Origin of the sequence: Archangium minus (assembly GCF_044360475.1) — a bacterium.
Taxonomy (GTDB): domain Bacteria; phylum Myxococcota; class Myxococcia; order Myxococcales; family Myxococcaceae; genus Archangium; species Archangium minus.
Map to the genome: position 1 here is coordinate 8,700,185 of NZ_CP043494.1, position 26,334 is coordinate 8,726,518.

Below are 26,334 nucleotides of genomic sequence, written 5' to 3' on the forward strand. Positions count from 1 at the left end.
CTCGGCCCAGATGCCGACAACCGGGCAACCGAGCCCCCCACTCCGCCCCGCGCGTGTGGTAGTGCCTGCTGCGTGGCGAGCGTCCTCATCGACCTGCGCATGGTCCGTGGCCGGCTGCACGGCATCGCGCGTTACGCGCTGGAATTGGCGAACCGACTGCCCGCGCTGGCACCGGACCTGAGCTTCAGTGGCCTCACGGCTCCAGAGGGACTCCCGGCGGGGCTTGGCGCCCTCACCCCGCGCATCCCCCTGCACCGCTGTCCGGTGGGCTTCCTATCCCCTCTGGAGCAGCCGGCACTCGCCGCTTCGCTCGCTCGACTGACGCCCGACCTGTTCCACGCCACGTCCTTCTCCGTGCCCGCGCTGTGGCCCGGACGGCTGGTGGCCACGCTCCACGACGCCAACCACCTGGTGCTGTCGGAGCAGTACGGCCCGGGCCGCCGCGCCTACTACAAGCTGATTGTCGGTCCCCGAGCGAAGACGGCCCGCGCGCTCATCACCGTGTCCGAGTTCTCGCGCGCGGAGCTGGCGCGGGAGCTCGGCCTGTCGCCCTACCGCCTTCAGGTGATTCCCAACGGCGTGGACGCGCGCTACCAGCCGCAGACGGCCTCGGAGCTGAAGGACTTCCGCGAGCGCCGCAAACTGCCTCCGCGCTTCTTCCTCGCGGTGGGCAACACCAAGGCCTTCAAGAACCTCGGGATGCTGGCGGAGCTCGCGCCGTCACTGCCGGTGCCCATTGTGCTGCTGGCCGGCAAGGGCGCGGTCTGGGAGCTGGGCTTCCCAGACTCGACGATTGAGTTGTCCGAGCTGCCCGAGGACGACATGCCGCGCCTCTACGGGGCCGCGACCGCGTTGCTGTTCCCCTCACGGTACGAAGGCTTCGGCCTGCCACCGCTGGAGGCCATGGCCTGCGGCACTCCAGCGGTGGTGGCGCGCACCACCTCCCTGCCGGAGGTGGTGGGCGAGGCCGCGCTGCTGCTCTCGCCGGACGACGCGAGCGCCTGGCGGGAGACAGCGCTGAAACTGCTGAGGGACGAAGCCCTGCGCCATGAGCTCTCGGAGAAAGGCCGCGAGCGCGCCGCGCACTTCAACTGGGACGACTGCGCACGGCGCACCCTGGCCACCTACCGCCGGGCGCTGGAGTCCCGCTGAGCGAGCTCCAACGCCAGACAGCCCGTCCTACTGGTTGTTCGTCCCGAGGATGCCTTCGTCGTAGCCCCAGCTCCAGAGGGAGCCATCGCCGAGCACAGCGAAGCCGGAGAAGCTGGCCGCGGCCACAGACGCGACGTTCGAGAGGTGGGCAGTCGGAGAACCACCGTTGCAGCTGCTCGCCACCCGCACAGCGGTGGTGAGGCTGTCGGTGTTGGTGCAATTACCCAGCTGGCCATACATGTTGATGCCCCAGCGCCAGACCGAACCGACGGAGTCCACGGCCATGGCGAAGTCCTGTCCCGCTGCGATGGACGTGATGGTCGCTGTCGCCGGGAGACCCATCACCTGCCACGTGGGGTTGGTGCCACCCGTGCTCCACACGGTGCCATCGGTCTTCAGGGCCACGACGAAGTTCGCACCGGCGACAATGGCCTTCGCGGGCGAGAGCGCCGGCACCTTCTTCGGAACCAGGGAGAAGTCTCCGACGTAGCCGAGCTGCTTGCCGAGGTTCGACCCCCAGGCCCACACGGTGCCATCACTCTTCAAGACCACCGAGTGGAGGGTCCCCGCGGCGATGGCCGTCCCGGAGATGCTGAAGCTTCCGACCTGACCGAAATTGTCGAGACCCCGCCGGATGACCGAGCCATCGTTGAGCAGGAACATGGTGTGCAGGGCGCCACCGCCGAAGCCCACCGTCGTCGAGAGGCTCGGCTGCAGCTCCACAGGCACGCTGTAGCCGCCGGGCGAAGAGCCAGCAGCACCGACCTGGCCAAAATAGTCGTAGCCCCAGCCCCAACGCTTGCCATCACTGGTCTGGGCGAAGACATTCGAATTGCCAGCAAGCACCTTCTGGACACCCGACAAGGCAGTCACCTGCATCGGAACGGAGCGCGTGACCGCACGCTCGACCTGTCCCACGGCGGACGGAGACTGCTCGGCATTCTCTCCCTGGCCACCACAACCCACCACCAGCGCGGACCCCAGCATCACACCCAGACAGCCCCTGGCCGCGGCATTCATAGACATACGCATGTTGTTTGATTCTCTCGTGTGTGTTCGCTCACCTCGGGCGGGTTTCCCGCTCGCCCGAGTGAGGAGCTTCCTACCAAGCACCCCAGACGAACGCTGCGAACCGATTCACACGAATGACTGACAAAATTCATCACCCCCTCTGCTGAATTTTATCAGCCTTCAGCCCCATTTATTGCAATGATTGCAACGAGCAGAAAACGGCACCTACCCCGGCGTCCCGCTCGCCACGCCCTGCTCACCGGGCCGAGCACTCACGGGCAGGGTCCTCTCCAGCTCGTCCGGGTTGAGGCGGAACCATCGGGCCACGAGCAGGACCTCCTGCGCTTCGTGGGCACGCAGGCCAATGGTCCTCGGCTCTGGCCGCTCGAAGATCTCGCTCACCTTCGCCTCCAGGACGAGGCGCTCTTGGGCGGTGCTCGGAAGCGGGAGCTCCGCGCGTACGCTGCCGCGGCGGACGATGTAGACACGGTCCTCTCCGCCGTGGCCCGGCACGGTGTAGACGAAGGAGAGGCGCTCCACGAACTGGCCGATCCGCAGCAGCTCGGCCTGCACGCGCTCCAACGTCTCCGCCCGATCCCTCAGCTCGGCGGCGTACTCGAACTGGAGGCGTCGGGCCGCCAGGCTCATGCGCTCGCGCAGCAGGGTCAGTGGCTGGTCCGTGACACCATTCAGGAAGTCACGCGCCTGGGCGACTCGCGCCAGGTACTCGGTACGCGTGCAGCCGCTGGCGCATGGCGATAGACAGCGTCCGACCTGGCCGCGCATGCAACGCGGATCCTCCCGGAGGCGGAAGAGCTCAATCTGATCCGCCAGCCGCATGGGCGTGTCCGAGGGACAGTCGCGCAGCTCCAGCAGATCGCTCACCGCCCGCACCGCCTCGGTAGCCGCCTGCCTGCCACGGATGGGACCGAAGTACTCGGCACCATCGTTGATGACGTGGCCCACGACCAGCAACCGAGGCACAGCCTCGCGCGTCAGCTTGATGAAGCACAGCGAGCTGTCGCGCTTGTGTTCCACGTTGAAGAGGGGCCTCCAGCGTTTGATCAGCCGGAACTCCTCCAGCAGCGCGGCGAACTCGCTGGGGACGTAGTCCCACTCCACGCCGTGCGCGTGCCCGATGATTTCCGCCGCCTTCTCCCCGCGCTGAGCCCGGAAGTAGGAGAGCAGCCGCGTGCGCACCTTCACCGACTTGCCCACGTAGAGCACCTCTCCCGAGGGTCCCCTCATGCGGTAGACCCCGGGACGGTTCTCAGCGCGGGCGCGGACGTCCTCGCGGAGTTGTTCGATCAGGCGTGCGCTCATGCGGCGATACCCGGTGATGAACAACACCGGGGATCGCCCAGGGTACAGCGCACCTAAGGCGAAAAGAGACAGCCGGCAAGGCGTGCGCCTCGTGCACGGCCGGGGAGCGAGCGTGCGGCGAAACGGGCGTCCGGTAGATGTCCTCCGGGCGCACTGGTCATCAGGGCGCGCAGGTGAACCGGCGTACGGTCTCGATGAGCGAGGACAGCTCGAAGGGCTTGCGCAACACCGCGGTCACCGCGGGATGCGTCTCCGCCAGGGCACTGATGGACACGACCGGCACATGGTGGAAGGTGGGGTCGGAACGCAGCCGCTCGAGAAAGGCCCAGCCGTGCATCCGCGGCATGATGAAGTCGAGCAGCACCAGCGCAGGTCGCTGTCCCTCCGACAACAACGCGAGCGCCCTGTCTCCATCGGTCGCGCTCACCACCTGGCAACCTTCATCTGCCAGCGCGGCCTCGATGACTTCGCGGAGATCGCTCTCGTCCTCGACCAGGAGAATGACAGGAGACTTGCCCACCATGGCTGGCAGTGCATAGGCCAGCGAGCCCACGCGGAACAGGGAACATCTGCCGGTTCGCACCGGCAGTCCCCTCGGGACTCAGCGCTCCTCGAACATGGCCTGGAGGACACGCCAGGCGAGCTGGACCTCCCGTCCCGAGCGGTGGGAGAGGAAGTCGCAGATCTCCGCGACCTGATCGTTACGGTCGCGCTCGAAGCCCTGGAACAGCGTCTTCAAGGACACATTGAGGCCACCCGCCAACTTCCCCAGCGTTTCCAGGGAGGGAGAGAACGCCCCGCGCTCGATACGCCGGATGGCATCGACCGACAGCTCGCTGCGCTCGGCGAGCTTCTCCTGGGTCAATCTCCGCGCGTTCCTGAGGCGACGCATATGGTCGCCGAACTGCAAGTGCAAACGCCCCCCTCCAGCCAGCCTGTTCTTCTCGTTCTCCATCACCAGGATAATTGGGGGGGCCCTGCGCGCTGTGAAGTGCGCATGTTCTAGGCTTGACCTTGCATTTGCTCTGGGCTCGGCAGAGGCCGCCGTCACACCGCGGACCGCTTGTCCTTGGGTACAGGAGGCCCGGCGAACCCCGCTCCGAGGATCAGCACGAAGGCCTGCGAGGCCTGGGTGTGGAAGAGCGGGTCGTGCAGCAGCGACAACAGGCAGAAGAACGCGAGCGCCCCGAGCGCCCCCAGTCCCTCGGGCCGGGTTCTCGGGAGGCGCCACGCGAGCCAACCCAGCAGCACTCCGAACAGGAGGGCCCCCGGGATACCCGTCTCGGCGGCCATGCTGAGGAACTGGTTGTGAGACTTGCCCGGGTGCTCACGCGCCTGCTCGGGCATGTCGGGGGTGGCGTAGAGGCGTGCCTGGAAGCGCCCCGGGCCCACGCCTGTGACAGGGCTCTGGCGCAGCGCGCACAGGCCCGTCTCCAGCAGCGCCACCCGGCTCCCCGAGCCCTTCTCCGTGGTGCTGTTGAGGAAGCGCTCGCGCAGGGGCCGGTTGAGGGCCAGCGTGAGCACGGCCAGGCCCAGCACCGCGGCGCAGGCCGGCAGCGCCACGCGCCTGGGCAGGCCGAGCAGCACCACCAGCCCCATCACCCCCACGAGCGCCACACTCGCCGCCCGCGCGTAGGGGAAGAGGCCCACGGAGACGAGCCCCACTGCCGCCACACCCAGCGCCGCCATCCGCCGCCGCCCCTCCAGACGCAACCCCATGCCCAGGGCGAGGGCCACGACCATGCCGCCGATGTGCGAGAACTTCAGCCGGTGGAACAGCAGACCCCCGGCCATGAAGCGGTTCTCCGTGCCGGGAACAAGCTCGTACACGCGCTCGAACCGCAGGCGCGTCCACGCGAACGGCGCCCAGGCGTCGGACCCAGGCCACACGCCAAAGTGCTGCAACCCCGCCACCCCGCACGAGACGAGGAACACCCCGCCCAGCACCCACGCCAGGCGAACCCTGCGCGCATCCGACAGCTGGCCGAGCGCCACCGCCGCTACGGGGATGCCCACGAAGTCCAGCAGGCGCGCCACGCCCGTGCCGCTCGGCGGATGGCCGGACAGCGTCGGTGCCAACAGGGCCCACGCGAGGAAGGCCACCAACGGGGCCCAGGCGCGCAGCGCTCCACGCACCGTGACGCCGCCCCGCCAGGCCACCCCCAGCGCTCCCAGCGCGCAACCCGCGAACCCCACGGCCGCGAGTCCCTCCAGGAACAGGCACCCCACGCCCCACAGGGCCAGACACACCAGGAGCCCGCGCTCGAGCACCTCGGAGCGAATGGTCACGCCCCGCTCCTCCCCAGCAGGCCCTCACCGCGCAGCCACAGCACGGTCGCGGCCACCACCAACAGCGTGGCCGGGAGCCACGCGGCCACCACGGGCGGCATGCGCTCAGAGAGTGCCAGCGTCCGGGCCACGACGATCAGGCTCCACATCGTCACGGAGACGATCAGCCCCTCGACGATGGCCACCGTCAGGTGTCCCTTGCGCCCCGGGCGTAACGCCAGCCCCACCGCCAGCATCGCAGCGGGGAAGCCCGCCAGCGGGTAGGCGAAGCGGTTGTGCAGCGTGAGCGAGAACTGCCCTGTACTCAGTCCCACCTCTCCGCGCGCGATGATCTGCTCGCGCAACACCGGGACCCGCATCTGCTCGGGCCGGCCAGGGCGGATGCGGAAGGTTTGAGGCGTGGCACCCAGGTCGTACTCGGCCTCCGCCAGCTCGCGCACCTGGGACTGGCCCTCCTTCGTGAAGGAGCGCTCCACCACGCCCTCGAGCTTCCAGCGCGTGCCCTCCACCGGAAGCATGCGCTTCGCGTCCAGGCGCCGCGCCAGCCGGAACTCCGGGGTGACGGTGAGGATCGCCACCTGCTCGAAGCCCTCCTGCGCGCTGCCACTGCGCAGGTAGAAGATGTGGTCGCCCTTGCGGAACCACTGCTTGGGGTTGTGGTACAGGCCCCAGTCTCCCCAACGGTTGAAGCGCTGGATGGAGATCTCCTCCACGCGCTGGGCCGCCTTGACGACGACCCACTCGTCGAAGGCGATGAGCCCCACGCACGCCACCGCCACGCACAACGCCACCGGCAGATAGAGCGCGTTGGGTCCGAAGGTGAGGGACTGCATCGCCGTCACCTCGCCGCGCTTGCGCAGGGAGGACACCGAGGCGCCCGCCGCCAGCAGCAGCGCCGCCGGCCCGAGCTGCTGCGTGGCCACCAACGCCTTGTTGGCGTACAGCAGCATCACGTTCCACACCCAGCCCTCGCCGGAGTAGTTGCGAGCACGGTCCACGAAGTCCACCACCAGGAACACCGTGAGCACGGCGGCGAGGATGCCCACCGCGAACACGATGTACGTGCGGGCCACGTACCGGAAGAGCGTCCCGTTCACCGCACCGTCCCCGAGCGACTGACGCGGTACATGGCCACCAGGCCCGCCACGCAGAAGAGGATGTTGGCCAACTGGCCCGCCAGCACCACGGGCATCTTCCCCTGCTGGCCCATCTGCTCGAAGAAGCGCATGAGCAGGTAGAAGAGCACGTAGCCGCCCAGCGTGAGCAGGTAGCCCCACGCGCGCCCGCCCTGCCTGCGCCCGATGGCCAGCGGCGTGCCCAGCAGCGCGAACGACAGCGGCGCGAGCGCATGCCCCAGCCGGTTGTGCAGCGACATCAGGAAGGGCCGGGGATCTCCCCCGGTGCGCCGGGCCTCGTCGGCTGCCTGCAGCAGCTCGCTCGGCGTGAGCTCCTCCTTCGGCGAGCGGAAGCGGTTGCGCCGCCCCATGGAGCCCTCCACGCCCACGGCGATGTCCCCCTGCTGGAAGGAGACCACCGCGTAGGACGCAGCGCTCGGGTCCGCCCGGTGTGCCTCGCCATCACCGAGCTCCAGCGTCAGCACCTGCCCAGCGGTGTTCGTGTTCACCCGGCCGTTGCGCGCGAGCATCAGCAGGGCCGAGGACGGCTCACGATCGTCATGCAACAGCACGTTCGTCCACCGGTGCTCCTCGTCATCCACCGTCTCTGCGTAGAGGGTGAGGTTGGAGAGATCCTCGTAGAAGACACCCGACTTCACATCACCCACGACGTTCTTCTTGATGATCTCCGCAACGAACTCCTTCACGCTGGTGAGCCCCCAGGGCTCGGCGGTGGAGGTGAGCAGGAGCATCAGCGCCGCGAGCACCGCGCCGATGGCCATCGGCCCCGCGAGCAGCTGCACCGGACCGATGCCGAGCGCCTGCAGCGCGGTGATTTCACGATCCTCCGACAGCCGGCCCAGACCCAGGAGGATGGCCAGCAGGAAGGCGATGGGCAGCGCCATCATCAAGAAGTGCGGCGCCAGGTAGAACATGAGCTGCCCGAGATCCTCCAGCGTCACCGCGGACCCGAGGATCACATCCGTGCCCCTCAGGAACTGCATGACGAAGAGCAGGATGAACAGGAACACCACCCACACCACCAGGGGGATGACCAGCTCCTTCAGGAGGTAACGGGAGAGCAGCTTCACGGCGTCACGGCTGGCGCCCGCAGACCCTTGGCGCCGATGTCCCGGCGGAAATGCATGCCTTCAAAACGCAGGCGGGCCACCGCGGTGTAGGCCTGAGCACGGGCCTCCGCCAGATCCGCACCACGCGCACACACGGTGAGCACTCGGCCACCGGCCGTGAGCCACCCACCCCCCTTGTCCTCCACGCCCGCGACGAACACCGGGCAGTCGGTCGGCACCGCGTCGACTCCCTCGATGCGATCACCCCGCCTCGGCGCCTCCGGGTAGCCGTGCGCGGCGAGCACCACGCCCACCGAGGCCCCGGGGTGGACTGCGAGCGGGCGCGACTCGAGCCGGCCCCGCGCACACGCGTCCAGCAACGGAAGCACGTCTTCCGCCAGCTGCATCATCAACACCTGCGTCTCGGGGTCTCCGAAACGCGCGTTGAACTCGAGCACCTTGGGTCCGCTGCGCGTCAGCATCAGCCCCGCATACAGCGCACCCCGGAAGGGGATTCCCCGCCGCCGCAGGGTCGCCAACGTCGGGGCGATCACCTGCTCGCCCACCTCGGCGAGCTGTGCGGGGGACAGGAAGGGCGCCGGTGCGTACGCGCCCATACCGCCGGTGTTGGGCCCGGTGTCGCCCTCCCCTACCCGCTTGTGGTCCTGCGCCGGCGGGAGCAGCACGTAGCGCTCACCGTCGCACAGGGCGATGACGGAGACCTCCTCGCCCTCCAGCAGTTCCTCCAACACCATCCGCTGGCCCGCGACGCCCATGGCGCCCACCGCACGCACCGCCTCGCGAGCAGCCTGCGTGTCCTGCGCCACGATGACGCCCTTGCCCGCTGCCAGCCCGTCTGCCTTGACGACGATGCGGCCCTGGCTCACGGCGTAAGCCTCGGCCTCGGCCACGTCGGTGAACACCCGGAACCCCGCGGTGGGCACGCCCGCCTCGTCCATGATCTCCTTGGCGAACGCCTTGGAGCCCTCGATGAGCGCGGCCCCCGCCACCGGGCCGAAGCACGGAATGCCCGCCGCGATGACCGCATCCGCCACGCCCGCCACCAGTGGGGCCTCGGGACCCACCACCACCAGGTCCACCTGCTCCTTCCGGGCAAGCGCCACCACCGCCTCGGGCGAGTCCGCCTGGAGCGGTACGTTGGTGCCTACGCGAGCGGTGCCCGGGTTACCCGGGCCCACCAGCAGCTTCGTCAACCGGGGGCTCTGGGACAGCTTCCACGCGAGCGCGTGTTCCCGCGCACCGGAGCCGAGGAGAAGGACCTTCACGTCAACCTCGTTTGTCGAGCAGATAGAGGACGCGTTTGGCGGGCAGGTACGAGGGATCAAGCCCCAGGAGCCTGACCAGCGGTCCGCGAACCGAGTCACGGCTGGAGGATGCGGACTCCAGCTCGGCCAGCCGCACCGCCGCCGAGTAGAGCTTTGGAGCGAGCGTCACCGCCTCGCGCAGCGAGCGTTTGGCCAACTCCGCTTGCTTGGTCTCGGACAGCACGAGGCCCTGAGCAAGGTGGGCGATGGCCACCTGACGACCCCCCGCCACCGCGCGAACGGCATGACCCTTGGCCGCGTTCATGTCCCTGCGCTCCAGGGCGATGAAGGCGCGGTAGGCGTACGCGGGAGCGTTGGAGGAGTCGATGTCGATCACCTTCTTGAACAGCTTCTCCGCCGCGGCGCCGTCACCCTGGTGGAAGCGCAGGAGCCCCTCGTACAGGAGGGCCAGGATGTCTTCCTTCCCGCGGGCGATCGCCACGATGGAGCCATCGAGTCCCTCGAGCAGCTCCCCGGGGCGCATGTAGAAGGACGTGACGACCGGCCGTGGGGTGAGCCGCATCGGGTCCGCCTGGAGCGCCTGGGCGAGCACGCGGAAGGCCTCGTCCCGGCGCCCGTCCTGAGCGGCGGCCACTCCGGCCAGCAGCAGGGCATCCGTCCGGCGCGGATCGAGCCGCGCGGCCTCCTGGAAGAACGCCATCGCCTCTGCGGGCTTGCGCTCGAGCAGCCGCAGCCGGCCCTCGAGCATCTTCTCCAACGCCGTATCGTCGAGGTGGCCCTTGAGGGTGACCAGGTGCTCGGCCGCCGCCGCCGCATCCTTGCGTGTCACGGACACCAGGAAGAGCTGCAGGTGCGCCGCCGGATTGTTCTTCAGCAACTGCAGGGACTCGCGAGCCGCCTTGGCCGCCGGCTCCAGGTTCCTGGCCAGGCGCTCCGCGGTCGCCAGGTGCAGCAACAGGTCCGCCACCTCGCGCTCGTCGTACTTGTCGCGGTTGCGCAGCAGGCCACGCAGGGCCCCCAGCCCACCCGACACGCCGCCCTCGACCTGGTAGCGCATCACCGCGATCGCCAGGAGCGCCTGGAAGTCCCCCGGCGTGCTCTTGAGGCGCGACTCATAGAGCTGACGCGCCTGCTCCACCTCGCCCACCTCCATGAGGATGCGCGCCAGAGTGGTGCGGGTCTCCCAGTGATCGGGATCCTGCTCGAGCCGCTTGCGCAGCCGATCGAGCGCCAGCCCGTAGTCACCGGACGTCTCATCCGCCAGCGCACGGTAGTAGTGCACGCGATGGAGGTCCGAGGCGATCGCCAGCGCCGACTCGAAGTGCTGGTTGGCCAGCTCCCGGGACGACGTCAGGAAGACGCGACCGAGCACCAGGTGGGCCTCGGCCTTGTGCGCCGCGGTGCCCTCCTGGGTGTTGGCCAGCACCTCCTCGGCAAGCTGGCGCGCCTGGTCCACGTTGTCCGAGACACTGGAGCGGGAGAGCAGCAGGTTCGCATGGGCCACCAGCAGGTCCGGGCCACGGCTGGCCCTGCTCTCGGCGGCCTCGATGAGGGCACGGGCTTCCTGGAAGGTCGCGTCATCCATCCGCGAGCCGGACCCGAGCGCGAGCGCCTGGACATAGCCGCCGATGGCCTCGTCGCTCCCCGGATCCAACAGCAACGCCCGCTGGAAGGACTCCATCGCCTCCGAGTAGGAGAGGCGCTGATCCTTGGCGAGCAGCGTCTGCCCCTGCTCGAGCAGCTTCTTGCTGTCACCGCTGCTGGCGTCCATGAACATGAGCTGCCAGCGCGGCAGCACAGCCTCTACCGCAGGAGGAAGCGCGACCGCCGCGGGCTTGTTCTTCGGCGAAGTCGGCGACGCCGCTCCACCCCCCGCCTGCTGGCCCACCATCTCCTTCACCTGAGGGACGAAGAAGTACGCGGCCCCGCCACCGCCCGCGAGCAGCAGCACCACCAGGGCCGCCATCAGGACGCCACGGCCACCTCCGCTGGACGCGGACACGGCTGCGCCGTTGAGCTGGACCCCACCGGGACGCACGGCGCTGCGAGGCTCGGCCGCCAGCATGGGCGCGGCCGGGACGGACCTCGGCTCGGGAGGCAGCGACGCGACCGCTCCACCTCCCGACATGGGCGAGTCCAGCGGCGGCAGATCGATGACCTCCACGGACCGGCTCTCGGGCACGGGAGCGGGCGTGGGCTTCTGAACACGCTGTCGGCACTCCTCGCACGCACCGAGCGCCTGATCGAACGGATCCACCAACGACTTGCCGCACTCACGACACGTCTTCGGCGTCGCGGCGGGAGCCCTCGTGGGAGCAGCAGCAGGAACGGGAGCCGGAGCCGCCACGGGCATGGCGGCCCTGATGGGTGCGGCAGGAGGAGGCTCTGGCTGCGAGGTCGGTGCTCCGAAGAAGTCGAGGAGCGGATCGCCCTCCGGCGCCGGAGCCGCCGAGGCTGCAGGAGCAAACGCCGGAGCCGCCGCGGGCGGCGCGCTGAAGCCAGGAGGCGCGTTGAAGTCGAAGATCCCGTCGTCAGCCGGCTCCGGGAACGCGGGGGCGGCCACTGGTGCCGCCGGCTTGGGCTGTGGCGCGGGCGCAACCGGCCTGGGCGGGACGGGAGCCGCGGCGGGCGGAGGTGCGCTGAAGCCAGGAGGCGCGTTGAAGTCGAAGATCCCGTCGTCAGCCGGCTCCGGGAACGCGGGGGCGGCCACGGGTGCCGCCGGCTTGGGCTGCGGCGCGGGCGGCCTGGCCTGCACGGGCGCGGCCGGCTTGGGCTGTGGCGCGGGCGGCGGAGCAGCGACCTCGTCGAAGAGCAGATCTCCCGACGGAATCGAGTAGGACGGGGTCGCCGGAGTGGACGAGGCGCCGAGGTCGATCGTCGGATTGGACGGAGACGACTGAGTAAGCTCGGAGAAATCTCCGAACAGCGAGTCCTTCGACGGCGTCGGCGAGGAGGGCGCAGGCGACGCGCCAATCGACGACAGGTCGTTCAGCAGTGAATCCGCGGGGGAGTCGTTGGGGTCCGGTGCCGGCTCGAGATCTCCGAGATCACCAAAGAGCTCGTCGGAGAGGGAAGCGGACGGAGTGGCGGGCCTCGCGGCGGAGGCGGAACCGGGCCTCGCCGCGACGGCGGGTTTCGGTGCGGCGGCAGGCTTGGGTGCGGCAGCGGGCTTCGCCGCGACGGCGGGCTTGGGCGCGGGGGCGCTCGGCGCGGCAGGCTCCTCGCGCTTCACCAATTGCAGGTGACGGCAGCGCGGGCACTGCGCACGCACGCCCTTGGGCGTGATGACCCGATCATCGATGGCGTAGGCCGCCGCACATTTTTGGCAGGTGATCCGCATGGCTCAGTGCCGGAAGTGTCGCACTCCCGTGAGCACCATGGCCATTCCATGTTCATCAGCCGCGGCGATGATCTCTGAGTCGCGGACCGAGCCGCCAGGCTGCACCACGCAGGTGGCCCCCGCCCGGGCGGCCTCGTCGAGCCCATCCCTGAAGGGGAAGAAGGCATCCGAGGCCACGGCGCTCCCCTTGAGGGCCTCGCCACCCCGGGCCACGGCGATCTTCGCCGAATCCACCCGGCTCGTCTGCCCTCCTCCGGCGGCCAGCAACCTGGAACCATTGGAAAACACGATGGCGTTGCTCTTCACGTGCTTGCATACCCGCCAGGCGAAGCGCAGAGCCCTCTCCTCCTCGGGGGTGGGAGCCCGCTTGCTGACGACCTTCCACTCGAGCGGGGGCTCGACGGCGTCCTTATCCTGGAGCACCAGGCCACCGGACACGCTCCGGGCCTCCAGTTGGGCCCTCGGGCGAGCAGTCGGCGAGGCCAACCCAGGGCCGGCTTCCAGCAGGCGCAGATTCTTCTTGGCTGACAGTACCTGCTGAGCCTCGGCCGAGTAAGACGGGGCGATGACCGCCTCGAGGAACGTCTCCGCCAGGGCCTCGGCGCAGGCGCGATCCACCTCGCGGTTGAGCGCCACGATGCCGCCAAACGCGGACACCTCGTCAATGGCGCGCGCGGTGCGGTAGGCCGTCACCAGGGACTCGTCCAACGCCACACCGCAGGGCGTGTTGTGCTTGATGATGACCGCGCAGGGCTGCTCGGGGAACTCCAGCACCAGGCCCAGCGCCGCATCCAGGTCCAGGATGTTGTTGTAGGAGAGCTCCTTGCCCTGGAGCACGCGGGAGAAAGCCACCGTGGGCTCCTCGGGCGCGGAGTGCTCGCGGTAGAAGGCGCCGCGCTGGTGCGGGTTCTCGCCGTAGCGCAGCCCCTGCACTCGCTGGAACGTGAGCGACAGCTCGTGCGGGAACGGCTCGCCCGCCTCCTTCGACAGCCAGCCCGCGATGGAGGCGTCATAGGCCGCGGTATGCGCGAAGGCCTTGCGCATCAGCCGCCGGCGCGTGTCCTCGCTCGTGGCGCGGGACCGCTCCAGCTCAAGGAGCACGGACTCGTAGTCGTCCGGGTCCACCACCACCGTCACGTGGCGGAAGTTCTTCGCCGAGGCGCGCACCATGGCCGGCCCGCCGATGTCAATCTGCTCGATGACTTCGGCCTCGGGGGCACCGGAGGCCACCGTCTGACGGAAGGGGTAGAGGTTGACGGCCACCAGAGTAATGGGGGTGATGCCGTTGGCGGTCATCTCCGCCTGGTCACCCTCGTGGTCCGGCCGGCCGAGGATTCCGCCGTGGATGCGGGGGTGGAGCGTCTTCACCCGGCCCCCGAGGATCTCCGGACTCTGGGTGTAGTCGGAGACCTTCTTCGCGGGGACGCCCGCCACCTGGAGCGCGGCGAGCGTGCCTCCAGTGGAGAGCAGCTCGAAGCCGAGCCGAACGAGCCCCTGCGCGAAGGGGACCAGACCGCGTTTATCGGAAACGCTGAGGAGAGCCAGCACGGGTTTGCACGCCTCTGTCTGTAGGAGAGGCGGCCCGTGTAGCAACCACCCCCCTAGGTGTCAACGAAGCATGCAACCCGTGTGCGCTGGAGGATTCTGACCCGATTTTCAGGGCTTGCGAGCGGAGACCGGGGGCTCGGCCTCGGTGGCCTCGCGCAGCTTCAGCAGGCCGCGCGTCTCCACCTGGCGGATGCGCTCTCGGGTGAGGTTCATGATGGCCCCCACCTCCTCGAGCGTGATGCCACCCTTCTCCGCCACGTCCAGGGCGCAGGTGTGCTCCAACTCCCAGATCTCCTTGTCCGGGAAGTTGAGCTTGATGGACCCGGTCTCCGGGTTCACATCGAGGTAAAGGTTGTGCTTGCAGGACACGAACAGGCACGGACGGGGACCGTTCACACAATCCGCCCTCGTCTTCGGCCGCTGCGAGTCGACGGCAGTCAGGAGGTCGGCCTCCTCCGGGTCGATTTGACCCGTCAGCCGGCGGCGGCGCAGGTCGCGCGCCATCTCCTTCCGCGACATCGTCTTCGAGCGACGGCGCTCCGCCCCACCGTCCGCCTCTGCGGGCGCCTCCTCCTCCGGCCGCTGCTGCTTCACTTCAGACATGTCCTGACCCCTCCAACGAAGATTCCACTCTACCCGGTCCCCCGCCCTTCTTCATCCTATTGCGACTGGAGCTTTTCGTCTCGGTGCGCGGTGACCGCGCTGCCCAACCGGGACACGTCCCGGACCAGGTCCCGAGCCCTGGACTTCAAGGAGGCCAGCTCCGCCTCCAATGCTCGCCGGTACTCCGTGCCGAAAGCACGCTCGCCCAGCTGATCCTGAAAACCATCGAACACCTCGGAGAGATCCCTCTCCAGCTGATCGATGTGGTTCTTGTGGAAGAGGAACGAGCGCCTGATGTCCTCCAGGGTGTGACCTTCCGCCATCATTTTTTTGATGGCGTTGATCCGCCGAACTGATTCCACCGGGTAGAGCCCCCGGCTTCCCTGGTGCTTCCCCTTGCGCCCAACCCGGCGGCTCCGGGGCAGCAGGCCCACCTGCACGTACTTGCGGAACGTGGCCTCGGAGAGCTGAACGCCTCGAGGCCGGAAGATCTCGAGGATTTCCCTCGCGGGCAGACCGCCAGCGAAGTCGCGTTCGATGCGCTCGAGCTCCTCGGGTTCCAGCAACCGCATCCCTTCCATTGAATATATGCTACTGAATGGGCTGTATTGAATGCCAGATGGGTTCCGAACCTGTCAAGAAAAGGCTGTAGCAGGCGGTAGCACTGTCCGCGGGCACACGAATGCCGGGCGCGCCAGGCCAGGGCGTTGGCGCACGGAGGGGCGATGGACGTGGGAAGGGAACGGCGGGCGCCGGAGACGCGCTCGAGGCGCGCCCATCAACGGCGCCAGGGCTTACGAGGTGCTACCGCCTGCGCGCGTCGAACTTCAGCTCCGCCGAGGCGTTGGGCTTGATGACAACTTTGAACGACTTGGGAGGGCCCGAAGGATGATGGAAGGAGACCGTGTAATTGCCCGGCGGGAGCCTATAGCGTGAGGTGCCCTGCACCTCGCGGGGCCCCTGGCCCGAAACGGTCACGGTCGCGAACGGGATGGCCTGGACGATGAGGGTCCCCCGGGCCTCTACCTTTGCAGCGGGCTCGGGTTGCGGATCGGCCGGTGGGGGCTCGGCCCCGGTCGTCGGTGGCGTTACGGCGGCCATGGCACCCGCATCGGGTGCCTCCGGGGTCACGGGCTCGGGATCAGGAGGAGCCACAGCGGCCTCGGGCTTCGTGTCGGGTACGACAGCGGCCTCCGTCGGCGGAGCAGTCCGCGTCTCACTGACCTTGGACGTCTCACTGACCTTGGGCGGAGAGGCCGGGGCCGGTTCCTTCGTTGGCAGTACCAAGGCTGCGGCCCCACCAATGAGAACCAGCCCGGCTACCCCCACACCCACCCAGAGACCCTTGCCCCCACGCTTTGCTCCAGCGGGCGCCTGAGCGACAGCGGTGGGCTGCACCTGGGCCACCGGCTCGGGGGCGGCGGGGGTGGGAGCCAACGAAGGGCCCACCGTGGGCATCGGGCGGGAGTCCCTCGAGACCGGCGTCATGGGCACGGGGCGCGAGTCCCTGCCTCCTGGCGTCGAGGGCAACGGCAAGGTCGAGCGCGGGGGGAGCGGCTCGGACGGAGCCCCCTTCTTCTCCTCGTCCCCTGCCCTGTCACGAGACAGCACCAGGGTGGACGCCGAGACCAGGGACTCCTCGGATGCGTCGGTGCGCACCGACTCATTTCGCCCCGAAGACGGGCTGGACCCGGGCAGGACCGCGGTGGACTGGCGGACGGGGGCGGGGGAATCCGCCACCTGCACCGAAGAGGGCGTCTCTCCTGAGCGAGTACGCGCGCGCACACCCGAGCTCGTCCCCGCCACCGGCGTGCTGCCAGAGCGGCTGCGCGAGCGATCCTGCAGCGCGATCGGAGCCTGGATGAATTGGGTGAGGGGCACGTCGAGGAGCCGCCGCACGAAGGTGCCCACGTCCGTGTCATCCACGCTGGTCGCACGGTGCAGCACACACTGGGCGAGCGCTCGTTCCAGCTCGCCGGCCGACTGATAGCGGGCGTCCGGATCGCGCTCGAGCGCGATGGACACCACCTCGTCCAGGTCCTCCGGCACGTTCGGGTTGAGACGAGCCGGAGAGGCGATGACGCTCTCCTGTACCGCCCGGAGCACGGCGACCTCCGAGTCCCCGTCGAACAGCCGGCCTCCGGTGAGCATCTCCCAGAGCACCACGCCGAGCGCGAAGACGTCCGTGCGCGCGTCCACCGCCTCGCCCCGCGCCTGCTCCGGGGACATGTACGCGAACTTGCCCTTGAGCACGCCCGGCTGCGTCAGCTTGTTGCCCGCCTTGGCGATGCCGAAGTCAGTGAGCTTCACTGCCCCGTCGAAGGACAGCAGCACGTTGTGCGGGGTGACGTCGCGGTGCACCAGGTGCAGCGATTCCCCGTCCGGAGACTTGGCCCGGTGCGCGTAATGCAACCCGGCCGCCACCTGCGCGCCGATGTGCGCCACCAGCACCGGCGGCATGCCGATGCCCTTCTCGCGGCAGCGCTTGCGCAGGTCCCATAACGAGCAGCCGCGCACGTACTCCATGGCCAGGTAGTACGAGTCCTCGTGCTTGTCGAAGTCGAAGATCTGCACCACGTTGGCGTGGTTGAGCCGCGAGGCCAACCGCGCTTCCGCGATGAACATCTGCACGAAGCCCTCGTCGTCCGACAGGAACGAGCGCACGCGCTTGATGACGACTTCCTTTTCGAAGCCCTCGGGGCCCATGGCGGTGGCCAGATAGATTTCGGCCATGCCTCCCTCGGCGAGCTTGCGCTTGACGACGTACTTGCCGATGGGGGTTCCTGCTTCGAGTGTCACGGCGGAGATCCTGGAGAACGGGCTAGAACTTCACGACCACGCGGGTGTGGCTGTTGGGCTTCACCTCGACCCGCTGGGTGCGTGTCCCCAGCTCCGGGTTCGAGAACCTGCATTCATACACCCCGGCCACGAGCTGGACGTCCTGCAGAGGCGTACTGCCCAGGTTGCGCCCACCACAGGATACTTCGGCCCAGGGGGTAACCGCGAAGCGCACCGTGCCCCGGCGCGTCTCTGGCGGAGCCGGGCGCTCCACCGTGGCAGGCCGCGCGGGCTCCGGCTTGGGCTCTTCCCTGGGAAGCTCGGGCAGCGGCTCGAGCACCAGGGACTCCTCCTGCGCCGGCCCCTGCCCCACCGTCACCTTCCGGGTGAGCGGCTGGTGACGCGGGGCCTCCGCTCGCACGGTCAGCTCCTGCCCAGATGTGGCCGCGACCACCACCGGCACCTTGTCGTACGGCTTGCCATCCACCGTAAGGGAGGCCTGCGCGGGCTTCGTCGTCAGGGTGACCTGAACCTGGCGGGGCTCCGGTCGCGAGGGCGCTGGCGGAGCGGACTCGGACGCGCTCGACTCCGTCGCGGTCGAAAGCTTCGGAGCCGGCTCGGAGCGCAGGGCCATCCACCCGCCGAACAGCAGCCCCACCAGGATGCCCGCACCGACTCCCATCAGGGCGCTCCGGTTCAACTTCCGCGCGGGGGGATTCACGGGGGTGGGCACGACGGGGGCAGGCACCGCGGGGGCGGGAGCCGCGGGTGGGGGCACCGCCACCGACGGCTGCCTCACCCGGCTCGGCCTCGCCACAAGCACTTCCTTGGGCTGTGAAGAGGGCTCCTCTCGCGGCTCGGAAGCGGGGGCCCGGCGGATGTCCACGGTGCGCCGCGGCTCCTCCTCCTCGCGCTCGGTGAGGGCCACGCGCGGCTCGCTCCGAGAGGGCCGGCCGGGCGTGCGCGTTGACATGCGCGGCCCCGAGGCACCCGTGTCCACCTGGCGCGGTGAGGCCATCGTCTCGGCGGTGGACTTATCGATCGCCTTGAAGCCTCCGGAGGGCGAGAGGACCTCCGCCTCCTCCACGAGCACGTCACCCAGCCGCGCCTCCTCGGCCAGCCGCGCGGCGTAGAGGTCCTTCATGAAGGCCGCCACGTGCGCTGAGGACGCGGGCAGCTGGTGAGCCACCAGCCAGTCCTCCAACGCGAGCTGCAGCTCCAGCGCCTCCGAGTACCGGTCCTCCGGCTCGCGCGTCAGCGCCTTCATGACGATGGCGTCCAGGTCCTTCGGCACGCGCGGGTTGATCTGCGAGGGGGGCAGGATGCGGCACTCGGACACCGCCTGCAGCGTGGCCATGTCGGTGAGGCGCTTGAAGAGCCGCATCCCCGTGAGCAGCTCATACAGCACCACGCCCAGGGCGAAGATGTCCGAGCGGCAGTCCAGCCTCTTCTGCCCGGAGGCCTGCTCCGGCGACATGTACGAGTACTTGCCCTTGAGCACCCCCGAGCGCGTCTCGGAAGCCTGGTCCGCCGCCTTGGCGATCCCGAAGTCCACCACCTTCACCCGCCCCTCGAACGTCAGGAGGATGTTCTGCGGGGAGATGTCTCGGTGGACGATGTTCAGCGGCTTGCCGTTGGCATCCGCCTTCTTGTGCGCATGGTCCAGGCCGGCACAGGCCTCGATCATGATGCGGCACACCAGCGGGACCGGAATGAGCTGACCGCTGCGCTCCGCGCGCTTCCACACGCGCCGCAAGTCCTCGCCATGGATGTACTCCATGGCGATGAAGTAGCTGTCGTCCTGCGCCCCCAGGTCGTAGATGTCGACGATGTTGGGGTGATCCAACCGGGCGGCGATGCGCGCCTCGGCCAGGAACATCCGGACGAACTCCGCGTTCTCCGCCAGGTGCGGAAGAATGCGCTTGATGACCACCAGCTTCTCAAAGCCCTCGGGGCCCCGCTGGCGCGCGAGGTAGATCTGCGCCATGCCGCCCATCGCGAGCCGCTTGAGGAGCTGGTATTTGCCGTAGTTCTCGATCGACACGGTGCGACATGCCCCCGCTCCACGGCAGGGAGGCCGTGGATGGAGACACCCGGGCGCGGACGGCCCCGAGCGTAAGCGCCCCGGCCTGGAGGGTCAAACCTCCCGTCGCTCTCTTCCTCGCCTACCCCCCGCGACGGGCCGGCGCCCGGACCTGCCGGGTCTCCCGCATGAGAGCCTCCAGCTCGTCCAGGTGCCGCTGCAACACCGGCATCAACAGGGGCGCGGCATCCACCCGGTCGAACAGATCCAACACCCGGTCCACCTTGCGCTCAATCTCCTCGGCCCGGGCCGGGGTGATGCGGCGCAGGAGCAGATCCACCCCCGCCTCCATGAGCACGCGGGCCACCGCGTCGCGGGAGACCAACGGCTCATCCGGCCGGCGCTGCCCGCCCCCCTTGATGACCCTCAGGCCGCCAGGCGAGCGGCCGGACGAGGGCGTGCGGCCGGTGAGCGGACGCTCGGAGATGGAGTTGTCATCGTGCTGTCGGGAGCTCACCGTCGCCTCCTGCTGCGGGGACGGCCCCAGGGTACTCAGCATGGGTTGCCCTCCAATTTTCCGGTCAACCGCACAGACCGAAGCAGAGCTGTAGCACCCGGGACCGACATGTCGCGCCGGAGCCGGTAATTCGGCCTCCGGCGCGATCCCCCCCTCCGCGCACTAACGACAGGCGCGGCGGTAGTAGATCTCCACCTTCGCGCCCGGCGCGGGAGCGGAGGAGAAGACAACGCTGTTGGTAACGGCGTCGTAGGTCCAGCCGCTCGTCGTCGGAGCACCATTCACCGTCACGGTGATGCTGCTTGCGTCTGGCTGCTCGCTCAGCGGGAAGCGGTCCTGGGCGGAGAAGGCCTTGTTGGCCACGGCGCGCAGCAGGGGCGCGTAGTCCGCCGAGCACACGGAGAGCACTTCGCCGCCCGTGCGGGTCGCGGCCTCGGCGTAGCGCGTGCCGGAACCGCCCGAGGTGGGGCAGCCAGCGTCCGTGGGCGCGATGGCGTAGATGGTCATGCGCTGCGGCTGGTACTCGCCCTTGCGCGTCTGGAGGAAGCGCACGTAGGTGTCCACGCTGTCGGGCGAGTGATCGTCTTCGTCGCCCATGAAGACGACCACCAGGGCCGCCTCGTCACGCAGGAAGCCCATGTTGCCGTCGTTCGGCTCGGGCGTGCGCGGGTCGTCCGCGCCACTGACCAGGGGAGGCGACAGGGCCCGCCGCACGGCCTCGAAGCCCTGCTCCACCGCGGCGCACTGACCCACGTTCACGTTCTGCTGGAGCACCGACGCCAGCCCCGGCGTGTTCTGGGTGAGAATGCGCGGCCGGCTGCCGTCCGCCGGGAAGAAGCGGCCCGCTTCACCGCCCTTCGCCCCGCCCGGACAGGCGTCGGTGGCGGTATCGATGCCGGTGGTCGTGACGGCCACGTGCAGGTCCACGCCCTTGGCCAGCGCCGCTTCGGCGAAGGCGGGCATGGCCGACACGATGCGCGGCTGCTCCTCGACCATGGAGGCGGTGTTGTCCACCACGAAGAGGACGTCCACCTTGGAGCCGTCCTGCTGGATGAACGTGTCCGTCTTGTCCGCGCGCTTGGAGGACTCACCGATCAGCGGGACGAGCACCGGCGCGGGCAGATCCGACGAGTCCACAAAGAGTGGCGACAGGTTCAACCCAAACACCTGGGCCTCGTAGCCCACCTCCACGGTGAAGGCATCGCCCGGGTCCAGCGTGAAGGGCGTGCCCGGCGTGTGGTTCAGCGAGAACTCCCCATCCGTCGTGCCCGCACCAATCCTCACGCCGGACACCGTTACCGGCGCTCGGCAGGCGTTGATGTAGTTCACCTCTCGCGGAGCCGGCGGGCAGTCCGGACGCGCCAGGCCGTAGTCCACGAAGCGCGGTGAGGCCACCAGGCACGTGGCCTGCGAGTGAGCCGCCAACGGCACCAGCAGCAGCGGGTTGGAGGGCTCCGCCTGCTCGAACTGCAACGCGCCCGTGAAGTCACCACCCCCCGCGGGCGAGAGGAAGGCCACCATGAGGCTGAAGTAGTCCCCCGGCCAGAGGACGAGGCCATCCAGCTCGCCACCGGGCAAGCTGAACACCCCGCCCCCATCGTCGCGCAGACGGATGTTCTTCACCGCGCAGAGATCCGCGCCGGTGTTCGCCACCTTCACGCCCAGCACCGCGCCATAGCCGGGCGCCACCGTGCCGAAGTCCACCGCCGCCGGCGTGATGGCCACCTGACAGGGGGCGTGCCGCTCCGCGTTCCCCGTGAAGTCCAGCTCCGTGGTCTCCCCGGAGTACACGTCCGTGGTCATCACCAGCCGGCCCGCGGCGGCGCCCTCGCGCGAGGGCTCGAAGAAGACCTTGAAGTTCACCTCCTCGCCAGGCAGCAGCCGGTGCGGCAGCGTCAGCGGCGCCACGTTGAACTGCACGTCCGAGTCCGGGTGCCCATCCAGCGAGTGGAACTCGAGCCCATGAATCGTAAGCGGGCCTCCGTTGGAGGCGCCGCAGTTCTTCACGTTGACGACCACCGCCGTCTTCGAGCCGATGGGCTGGCGCCCGAAGTTATGGGTGAGCGGCGACACACACAGCTCCGCCGCACCGCCAAACCCCCGCAGCTGCACATCCGTGGTGGGGTGGCGCTTGCTCTCCACACGGAAGGAGATCTGATCTTCGGCCGGCCCCATGTGGCCCGGGCTGTAGCGAATATCCCAAGCGCGCGTCTCTCCGGGCGCCAGCACCAGCGGGAGCCCGGAGGGTCCATGGCTGAAGGACGCGTCCTTGCCCGCCAAGGTGAGCTCCGTCACCGTCACGGGCTCCGTGCTGATGTTGTGCAGGCGCGCCTGCAGGACGCGGTCCTTGTCCACGGGGATGGAGCCAAAGTCGAGCACCGGCGGCTCGGCCACCACGGCCTGCTCCAGCGCCTCGGCGGCCACCTGCACCGCCACGTCCGAGCAGCCCCGGCACGGCGACACGGCCAGCGCCACCTGTTTGCCACCCACCCGCTTCGGCGCGAAGGTGATCGGCAACTCGCGCTGCTCCCCCGGGCCCAGTGACAGCGGCGCCGCGGAGAACTCGTCCTTGTCCGCGCCCACCAGCTTCGGCGTCACCTCCACCTGCATGTCCGTGGGGTTGGTGACGGAGACGGAGAGCGTCTTGGAGGAATCCGCCTCAATGCGGCCGAAGTCCAGCTTCCGCGGCGTCACGCGCGCCCATGCGTCCACGCCCATGCCTTGCAGCCGGACCCGGATCAACGGCTCCTTCTTCGAGTCCGAGCGCACCACCAACGTTGCTGGCAGCGCCCCTTCTCCCTGCGGAGTGAAGCGCACGCGCAACGCGCAATCACCGCCCGGCACGAGCGAGTGCGGCCCCTCGTGGGTGAAGTCCACCTGCCAGGCCCCCGCGGGACCCTCCACCCAGGCCTCATCTACGATGATGCGGGAGCGGCCCACGTTGCGCAGCACGACCTCTGCTTCGCGCCCGTCGAAGACCGCCACCCTCTGAAAATCCACCCCTCCCGGCGTCGCCGTCAGCCTTCCATCGGCGATAGCGGGGCGATCGCGATCGGCACACCCCGTCAACACTCCCAGCACCGCGAGGACCCACAGCCCCCAGCGACTGCTCATGGCTCCCATTCCCCTTCCCCAACACCCCTGCGCCCACCCATCCCGGAACCCACACGAGGAGCCCCGTGGGATCAGGATGCGAAACTAGGCACCCACGGTGGGACGGGCAACGTCCACCTCAGTCCCTTCTTCCGGCATTCGGACACACCCTTGCCTCCCACACACATGTCACTGTCCGCTTCTTGTCGGAACACCGCTACCCACTTCCCTCATGGCGCGGCACGTCACTTGCTTTCGTTGGAGAGAGGAAACGCAATGAAAGGAGAGCGTCATGAACGAGCGACAGATGCGCGACTGGATGAAGGAGAACCTGGGCCGCCTGAAGACACTGCGCGATGAGATCCGCGTGGACATCCACCTGGCCGGCATGGACGCGAAGGAGAAGTGGAAGGAGTTGGAGCCCGTGGTGCGCGACGCGGAGAAGCTCGCCGACGAGGTGTCGGACGTCTCGCGCCGGGCCATGGAGGAGATGGTGGAGAAGTTCCGCGGCTTCCGTGAGTCGGTCCGCCAACACCGCGCCGGCAAGCAGGCCTGAGCCGCACGCACTTCCTGCGGCTCGTCACCTGACTCCCGCAAGCCCTGCACCATGAACGTGAGGCCCGCGGTGCTTCAATCCCTGGTGGGACGAGCCGGACGCCGGCTCGCCTCCAGGCTCCTGGGCGAATCCCTGGAGCACGTACGTTCCATTCCCTTCCGGGACGCGGGCCACGGGTATGACGTCTTCGGGTACGAGCCCCTCCACGCAGCGCTCGGCCTGTCCCTGCTGGAGCCGCTGTACCGGTACTGGTTCCGCGTCCGCTCGCTCGGGGTGGAGCACATTCCCACGCGGGGGCCGGCCCTTCTCGTGGGCAACCACTCGGGCACCCTGCCCTTCGATGCGCTGATGTTGTGGACGGACGTCGTCCTCCAGAGCAAGCGCGTGCCTCGTGCGGTGGCCGACAACTTCGTCCCCGCGATGCCCTTCGTGAGCACCTTGTACGCACGCAGCGGCGTAGTGGGTGGCACCGCAGGCAACCTCCGCGTGCTGCTCAATGCGGGCGAGTTGCTGATGATCTTCCCCGAGGGCGTCCCCGGCATCTCCAAGCCCTTCCGCGAGCGCTACCAACTCCGGGACTTCCGCGTGGGTCACGCCGAGCTGGCCATCCGCCACCAGGCCCCTGTGGTGCCGGTGGGCATCGTGGGCGCGGAGGAGCAGATGCCTCAACTCGCTCGCCTGCCCGTGCAGGTCTTCGGCGCACCTTACTTGCCCGTGCCACTCACACCCGTCCCCCTGCCGGTGCGCTATCACTTCCACTATGGCGAGCCCCTCTTCCTCCACGAGGGCCTGCGCCCCGAGGACGCGGATGATCCGGAGGTGGTTCGCCGCGCCGCGGAGCGGGTGAAGCGGGCCGTCCAGGCGCTCGTGGAGAAGGGCCTTCGGTTGCGCAAGGGGGTGTTCCGATGAGCGTGCCCTCGAGTGGGCGGGCCCCTCGGGGCGTGCTGGTGCTGGGCGCGAGCACCCCGGTGGGCGAGCGGCTGTGCCGGGTACTCCTGGAGGATCGCGCCCTGCGAACGGTGATGGCCGTGGGCCTGGAGCCTCGCGAGCGGGTGTACCTCCCAAAGGACCCGCGCTTGTCGTATCACCCGGTGGACCTCACCCACGCGCGGCCCGTGCATGATCTGCTCTTCGGCACAGCGCGAGACCTCGAGGTGGATGTGGTGGTGCACCTGGCCCTGCACCGGGCCAATGACTTCGGGGACCGGGTCCACGTGCAGAACGTGGAGTCGCTCCGCTGGCTGCTGTCTCTGGCAGATCGCCACCCCACCCTGCGGCGGCTGGTGTTTCGCTCCCACGCGGAGGTTTACCGAGTGGAGCGTGGCCTGCCGTCCGTCATCACCGAGGACCACCCCCTGGAGCTGTCTCCTGACGCGCCTCAATGGGTGAGAGACCGCGTGGAGGCGGACCTGCTGGCGTGCGCACAGATGGGGATGGCAGCCGGGTTGGAGCTCGCCGTGCTGCGCTGCGCGGAGGTGCTGGCCCCCAACGAGGGCTCGCAGCTCCACGACTACCTCTCCGCACCGGTGTGCCTGCGCTCGGCGGGCTTCGACCCCATGCTCAACGTGCTGTCCCTGGAGGACGCCACGGAGGCGTTACGCCTGGCGGTGTATGCCGGGGGGCGCCAGGGGATCTTCAACATCCCCGGCGCGGACACCCTGCCGCTCTCCACCTGCATCCGCCTGTCGGGGAAGCTGGACGTGCCGGCACCGGGGCCGCTCCTCGCCCCCCTCTACGAGGCCCGGCGTCGGCTGCGCGGGGCCCAGTTCTCCTACCGCATCAACCGGGGCCGCTTCCATTTCGCAGCCGTACTGGACGGGAGCCACGCCCGCCAGAGGCTGGGTTACGAGCCCCACCACCGGGTGACCTGGCCCGCCGGACGCTGAACGTCGGACGGTCGGAACAACATCCCCGCAAAGAAAGCGGCGAAGTGCGCCAAATGCGCTAAGCCATAGGTTCCACGCCCCCTGGGGCCGCGGAGGGATTGCATGACGCCGGAGTCGCAGCAGAAACGTGAGCCGCGCCACTTCTCAATGATTCGCACCTTCACGCCCGCCGACTTCGTCACGCTGGGCAATGCCTTCTCGGGCGCGGGGGCCATCCTGTCGCAGATGCAGTACCTGGCCACGGGGATGCCCCACTGGCTGTGGCTGGCCTTCGGGCTGATGCCGCTGGCCTTCATCCTCGACGCCCTGGACGGACGCATCGCGCGCTGGCGCTTCCAGTCCTCGCCGCTCGGGGCGGACCTGGACTCCCTGTCGGACGTCATCTCCTTCGGTATGGCTCCCGCGGCGCTCGCCTTCGCCATGGGCATGCGCGGCGGGCTGGATGTGGCGGTGCTGCTCTACTTCGTGGGCTGCGGCATCAGCCGTCTGGCGCGCTTCAACGTCACCGCTGCCAGCCTCTCGGACGGAACGGGCAAGGTGAAGTACTTCGAGGGCACCCCCATCCCCACCAGCCTGGCCCTGGTGATGGTGCTCGCCTTCTTCTTCTGGAAGGGCCGCACCGGGGACGACCTCCCCTTCGGCGTGTGGCACGTGGGTGCGTTCGACATGCACCCGCTGGTCCTCATCTACTTCGCCAGTGGCAGCGCGATGATCAGCAAGACGCTGCGCATCCCCAAGTTCTGA

The 26,334-nt window shown here is 69.0% G+C and carries 21 protein-coding genes; 5 read left to right on the forward strand and 16 right to left on the reverse strand.

Annotated features, from left to right (window positions below; all coding sequences use genetic code 11):
• Positions 1–99 precede the first annotated feature (99 nt).
• On the forward strand, positions 100–1,152 hold the full coding sequence (locus F0U60_RS35275; RefSeq protein WP_395825603.1) for a glycosyltransferase family 4 protein: 1,053 nt from the start codon (positions 100–102) through the stop codon (positions 1,150–1,152).
• A gap of 27 nt (positions 1,153–1,179) precedes the next feature.
• On the opposite strand, the gene F0U60_RS35280 is transcribed toward F0U60_RS35275, so the two are convergent.
• From F0U60_RS35280 to F0U60_RS35355, 16 genes are all read right to left on the reverse strand, one after another.
• Entirely contained in the window at positions 1,180–2,184 is a 1,005-nt protein-coding gene (locus F0U60_RS35280) for an RCC1 domain-containing protein (protein ID WP_395806448.1), read from the reverse strand.
• A gap of 204 nt (positions 2,185–2,388) precedes the next feature.
• Entirely contained in the window at positions 2,389–3,486 is a 1,098-nt protein-coding gene (locus F0U60_RS35285) for a UvrB/UvrC motif-containing protein (protein ID WP_395806449.1), read from the reverse strand.
• A 160-nt stretch (positions 3,487–3,646) separates the two neighbouring features.
• The gene (locus tag F0U60_RS35290; RefSeq protein WP_395806450.1) at positions 3,647–4,069 is read right to left on the reverse strand and encodes a response regulator; all 423 of its coding nucleotides are present in this window, start codon (positions 4,067–4,069) and stop codon (positions 3,647–3,649) included.
• Positions 4,070–4,087: 18 nt separating this feature from the next.
• Entirely contained in the window at positions 4,088–4,441 is a 354-nt protein-coding gene (locus F0U60_RS35295; protein WP_395806451.1) for a helix-turn-helix domain-containing protein, read from the reverse strand.
• 92 nt (positions 4,442–4,533) lie between these two features.
• A complete protein-coding gene (locus F0U60_RS35300) occupies positions 4,534–5,775 on the reverse strand; it encodes an O-antigen ligase family protein (protein ID WP_395806452.1) in 1,242 nt (413 codons plus the stop codon).
• The gene (locus tag F0U60_RS35305) at positions 5,772–6,872 is read right to left on the reverse strand and encodes an LptF/LptG family permease (RefSeq protein WP_395806453.1); all 1,101 of its coding nucleotides are present in this window, start codon (positions 6,870–6,872) and stop codon (positions 5,772–5,774) included. The genes F0U60_RS35300 and F0U60_RS35305 overlap by 4 nt, the downstream gene beginning before the upstream one ends.
• Positions 6,869–7,981 (reverse strand): LptF/LptG family permease, encoded by a 1,113-nt coding sequence (locus tag F0U60_RS35310; protein ID WP_395806454.1) that lies wholly within the window; start codon positions 7,979–7,981, stop codon positions 6,869–6,871. The genes F0U60_RS35305 and F0U60_RS35310 overlap by 4 nt, the downstream gene beginning before the upstream one ends.
• Positions 7,978–9,246 carry a phosphoribosylamine--glycine ligase gene (purD, locus tag F0U60_RS35315; protein WP_395806455.1) on the reverse strand — a complete coding sequence of 423 codons (1,269 nt, stop codon included), beginning with the start codon at positions 9,244–9,246 and terminating at the stop codon, positions 7,978–7,980. Before purD ends, F0U60_RS35310 begins: the two co-directional genes overlap by 4 nt.
• A gap of 1 nt (position 9,247) precedes the next feature.
• The gene (locus F0U60_RS35320; RefSeq protein ID WP_395806456.1) at positions 9,248–12,586 is read right to left on the reverse strand and encodes a tetratricopeptide repeat protein; all 3,339 of its coding nucleotides are present in this window, start codon (positions 12,584–12,586) and stop codon (positions 9,248–9,250) included.
• Positions 12,587–12,589: 3 nt separating this feature from the next.
• Positions 12,590–14,134 (reverse strand): bifunctional phosphoribosylaminoimidazolecarboxamide formyltransferase/IMP cyclohydrolase, encoded by a 1,545-nt coding sequence (gene purH, locus F0U60_RS35325; protein ID WP_395806457.1) that lies wholly within the window; start codon positions 14,132–14,134, stop codon positions 12,590–12,592.
• Positions 14,135–14,242: 108 nt separating this feature from the next.
• Positions 14,243–14,737, reverse strand: a complete 495-nt coding sequence (locus F0U60_RS35330; RefSeq protein ID WP_203406175.1) for a sigma factor-like helix-turn-helix DNA-binding protein — start codon at positions 14,735–14,737, stop codon at positions 14,243–14,245.
• A 56-nt stretch (positions 14,738–14,793) separates the two neighbouring features.
• The gene (locus F0U60_RS35335; RefSeq protein WP_395806458.1) at positions 14,794–15,318 is read right to left on the reverse strand and encodes a MerR family transcriptional regulator; all 525 of its coding nucleotides are present in this window, start codon (positions 15,316–15,318) and stop codon (positions 14,794–14,796) included.
• A gap of 223 nt (positions 15,319–15,541) precedes the next feature.
• On the reverse strand, positions 15,542–17,536 hold the full coding sequence (locus F0U60_RS35340) for a protein kinase (protein ID WP_395806459.1): 1,995 nt from the start codon (positions 17,534–17,536) through the stop codon (positions 15,542–15,544).
• Between the two features lie 22 nt (positions 17,537–17,558).
• Entirely contained in the window at positions 17,559–19,559 is a 2,001-nt protein-coding gene (locus tag F0U60_RS35345; RefSeq protein WP_395806460.1) for a protein kinase, read from the reverse strand.
• A gap of 121 nt (positions 19,560–19,680) precedes the next feature.
• Positions 19,681–20,097 (reverse strand): hypothetical protein, encoded by a 417-nt coding sequence (locus F0U60_RS35350; protein ID WP_395806461.1) that lies wholly within the window; start codon positions 20,095–20,097, stop codon positions 19,681–19,683.
• 120 nt (positions 20,098–20,217) lie between these two features.
• On the reverse strand, positions 20,218–23,169 hold the full coding sequence (locus F0U60_RS35355) for a choice-of-anchor D domain-containing protein (protein ID WP_395806462.1): 2,952 nt from the start codon (positions 23,167–23,169) through the stop codon (positions 20,218–20,220).
• A gap of 271 nt (positions 23,170–23,440) precedes the next feature.
• On the opposite strand from F0U60_RS35355, the gene F0U60_RS35360 reads away from it, so the two are divergent.
• The 4 genes from F0U60_RS35360 to F0U60_RS35375 all read left to right on the forward strand — a co-directional run bounded on the left by F0U60_RS35360 (position 23,441) and on the right by F0U60_RS35375 (position 26,334).
• Positions 23,441–23,704, forward strand: coding sequence for a hypothetical protein (locus F0U60_RS35360; RefSeq protein WP_395806463.1), 264 nt, complete (start codon positions 23,441–23,443; stop codon positions 23,702–23,704).
• A gap of 51 nt (positions 23,705–23,755) precedes the next feature.
• Positions 23,756–24,613, forward strand: coding sequence for a lysophospholipid acyltransferase family protein (locus F0U60_RS35365; RefSeq protein WP_395806464.1), 858 nt, complete (start codon positions 23,756–23,758; stop codon positions 24,611–24,613).
• Positions 24,610–25,590 carry an NAD-dependent epimerase/dehydratase family protein gene (locus tag F0U60_RS35370; RefSeq protein WP_395806465.1) on the forward strand — a complete coding sequence of 327 codons (981 nt, stop codon included), beginning with the start codon at positions 24,610–24,612 and terminating at the stop codon, positions 25,588–25,590. The genes F0U60_RS35365 and F0U60_RS35370 overlap by 4 nt, the downstream gene beginning before the upstream one ends.
• Positions 25,591–25,692: 102 nt before the next feature.
• Entirely contained in the window at positions 25,693–26,334 is a 642-nt protein-coding gene (locus tag F0U60_RS35375) for a CDP-alcohol phosphatidyltransferase family protein (RefSeq protein ID WP_395806466.1), read from the forward strand.

Excerpts from the sequence above, each read along its gene's own strand:
- F0U60_RS35295 (WP_395806451.1), bottom strand. The coding sequence starts at position 4,441 with ATGGAGAACGAGAAGAACAGGCTGGCTGGAGGGGGGCGTTTGCACTTG.
- F0U60_RS35350 (WP_395806461.1), bottom strand. The coding sequence starts at position 20,097 with ATGCTGAGTACCCTGGGGCCGTCCCCGCAGCAGGAGGCGACGGTGAGC.
- F0U60_RS35355 (WP_395806462.1), bottom strand. The coding sequence starts at position 23,169 with ATGAGCAGTCGCTGGGGGCTGTGGGTCCTCGCGGTGCTGGGAGTGTTG.
- F0U60_RS35335 (WP_395806458.1), bottom strand. The coding sequence starts at position 15,318 with ATGGAAGGGATGCGGTTGCTGGAACCCGAGGAGCTCGAGCGCATCGAA.
- F0U60_RS35330 (WP_203406175.1), bottom strand. The coding sequence starts at position 14,737 with ATGTCTGAAGTGAAGCAGCAGCGGCCGGAGGAGGAGGCGCCCGCAGAG.
- F0U60_RS35375 (WP_395806466.1), top strand. The coding sequence starts at position 25,693 with ATGACGCCGGAGTCGCAGCAGAAACGTGAGCCGCGCCACTTCTCAATG.
- F0U60_RS35365 (WP_395806464.1), top strand. The coding sequence starts at position 23,756 with ATGAACGTGAGGCCCGCGGTGCTTCAATCCCTGGTGGGACGAGCCGGA.
- F0U60_RS35285 (WP_395806449.1), bottom strand. The coding sequence starts at position 3,486 with ATGAGCGCACGCCTGATCGAACAACTCCGCGAGGACGTCCGCGCCCGC.
- F0U60_RS35275 (WP_395825603.1), top strand. The coding sequence starts at position 100 with ATGGTCCGTGGCCGGCTGCACGGCATCGCGCGTTACGCGCTGGAATTG.
- F0U60_RS35370 (WP_395806465.1), top strand. The coding sequence starts at position 24,610 with ATGAGCGTGCCCTCGAGTGGGCGGGCCCCTCGGGGCGTGCTGGTGCTG.
- F0U60_RS35280 (WP_395806448.1), bottom strand. The coding sequence starts at position 2,184 with ATGCGTATGTCTATGAATGCCGCGGCCAGGGGCTGTCTGGGTGTGATG.
- F0U60_RS35320 (WP_395806456.1), bottom strand. The coding sequence starts at position 12,586 with ATGCGGATCACCTGCCAAAAATGTGCGGCGGCCTACGCCATCGATGAT.
- F0U60_RS35360 (WP_395806463.1), top strand. The coding sequence starts at position 23,441 with ATGAACGAGCGACAGATGCGCGACTGGATGAAGGAGAACCTGGGCCGC.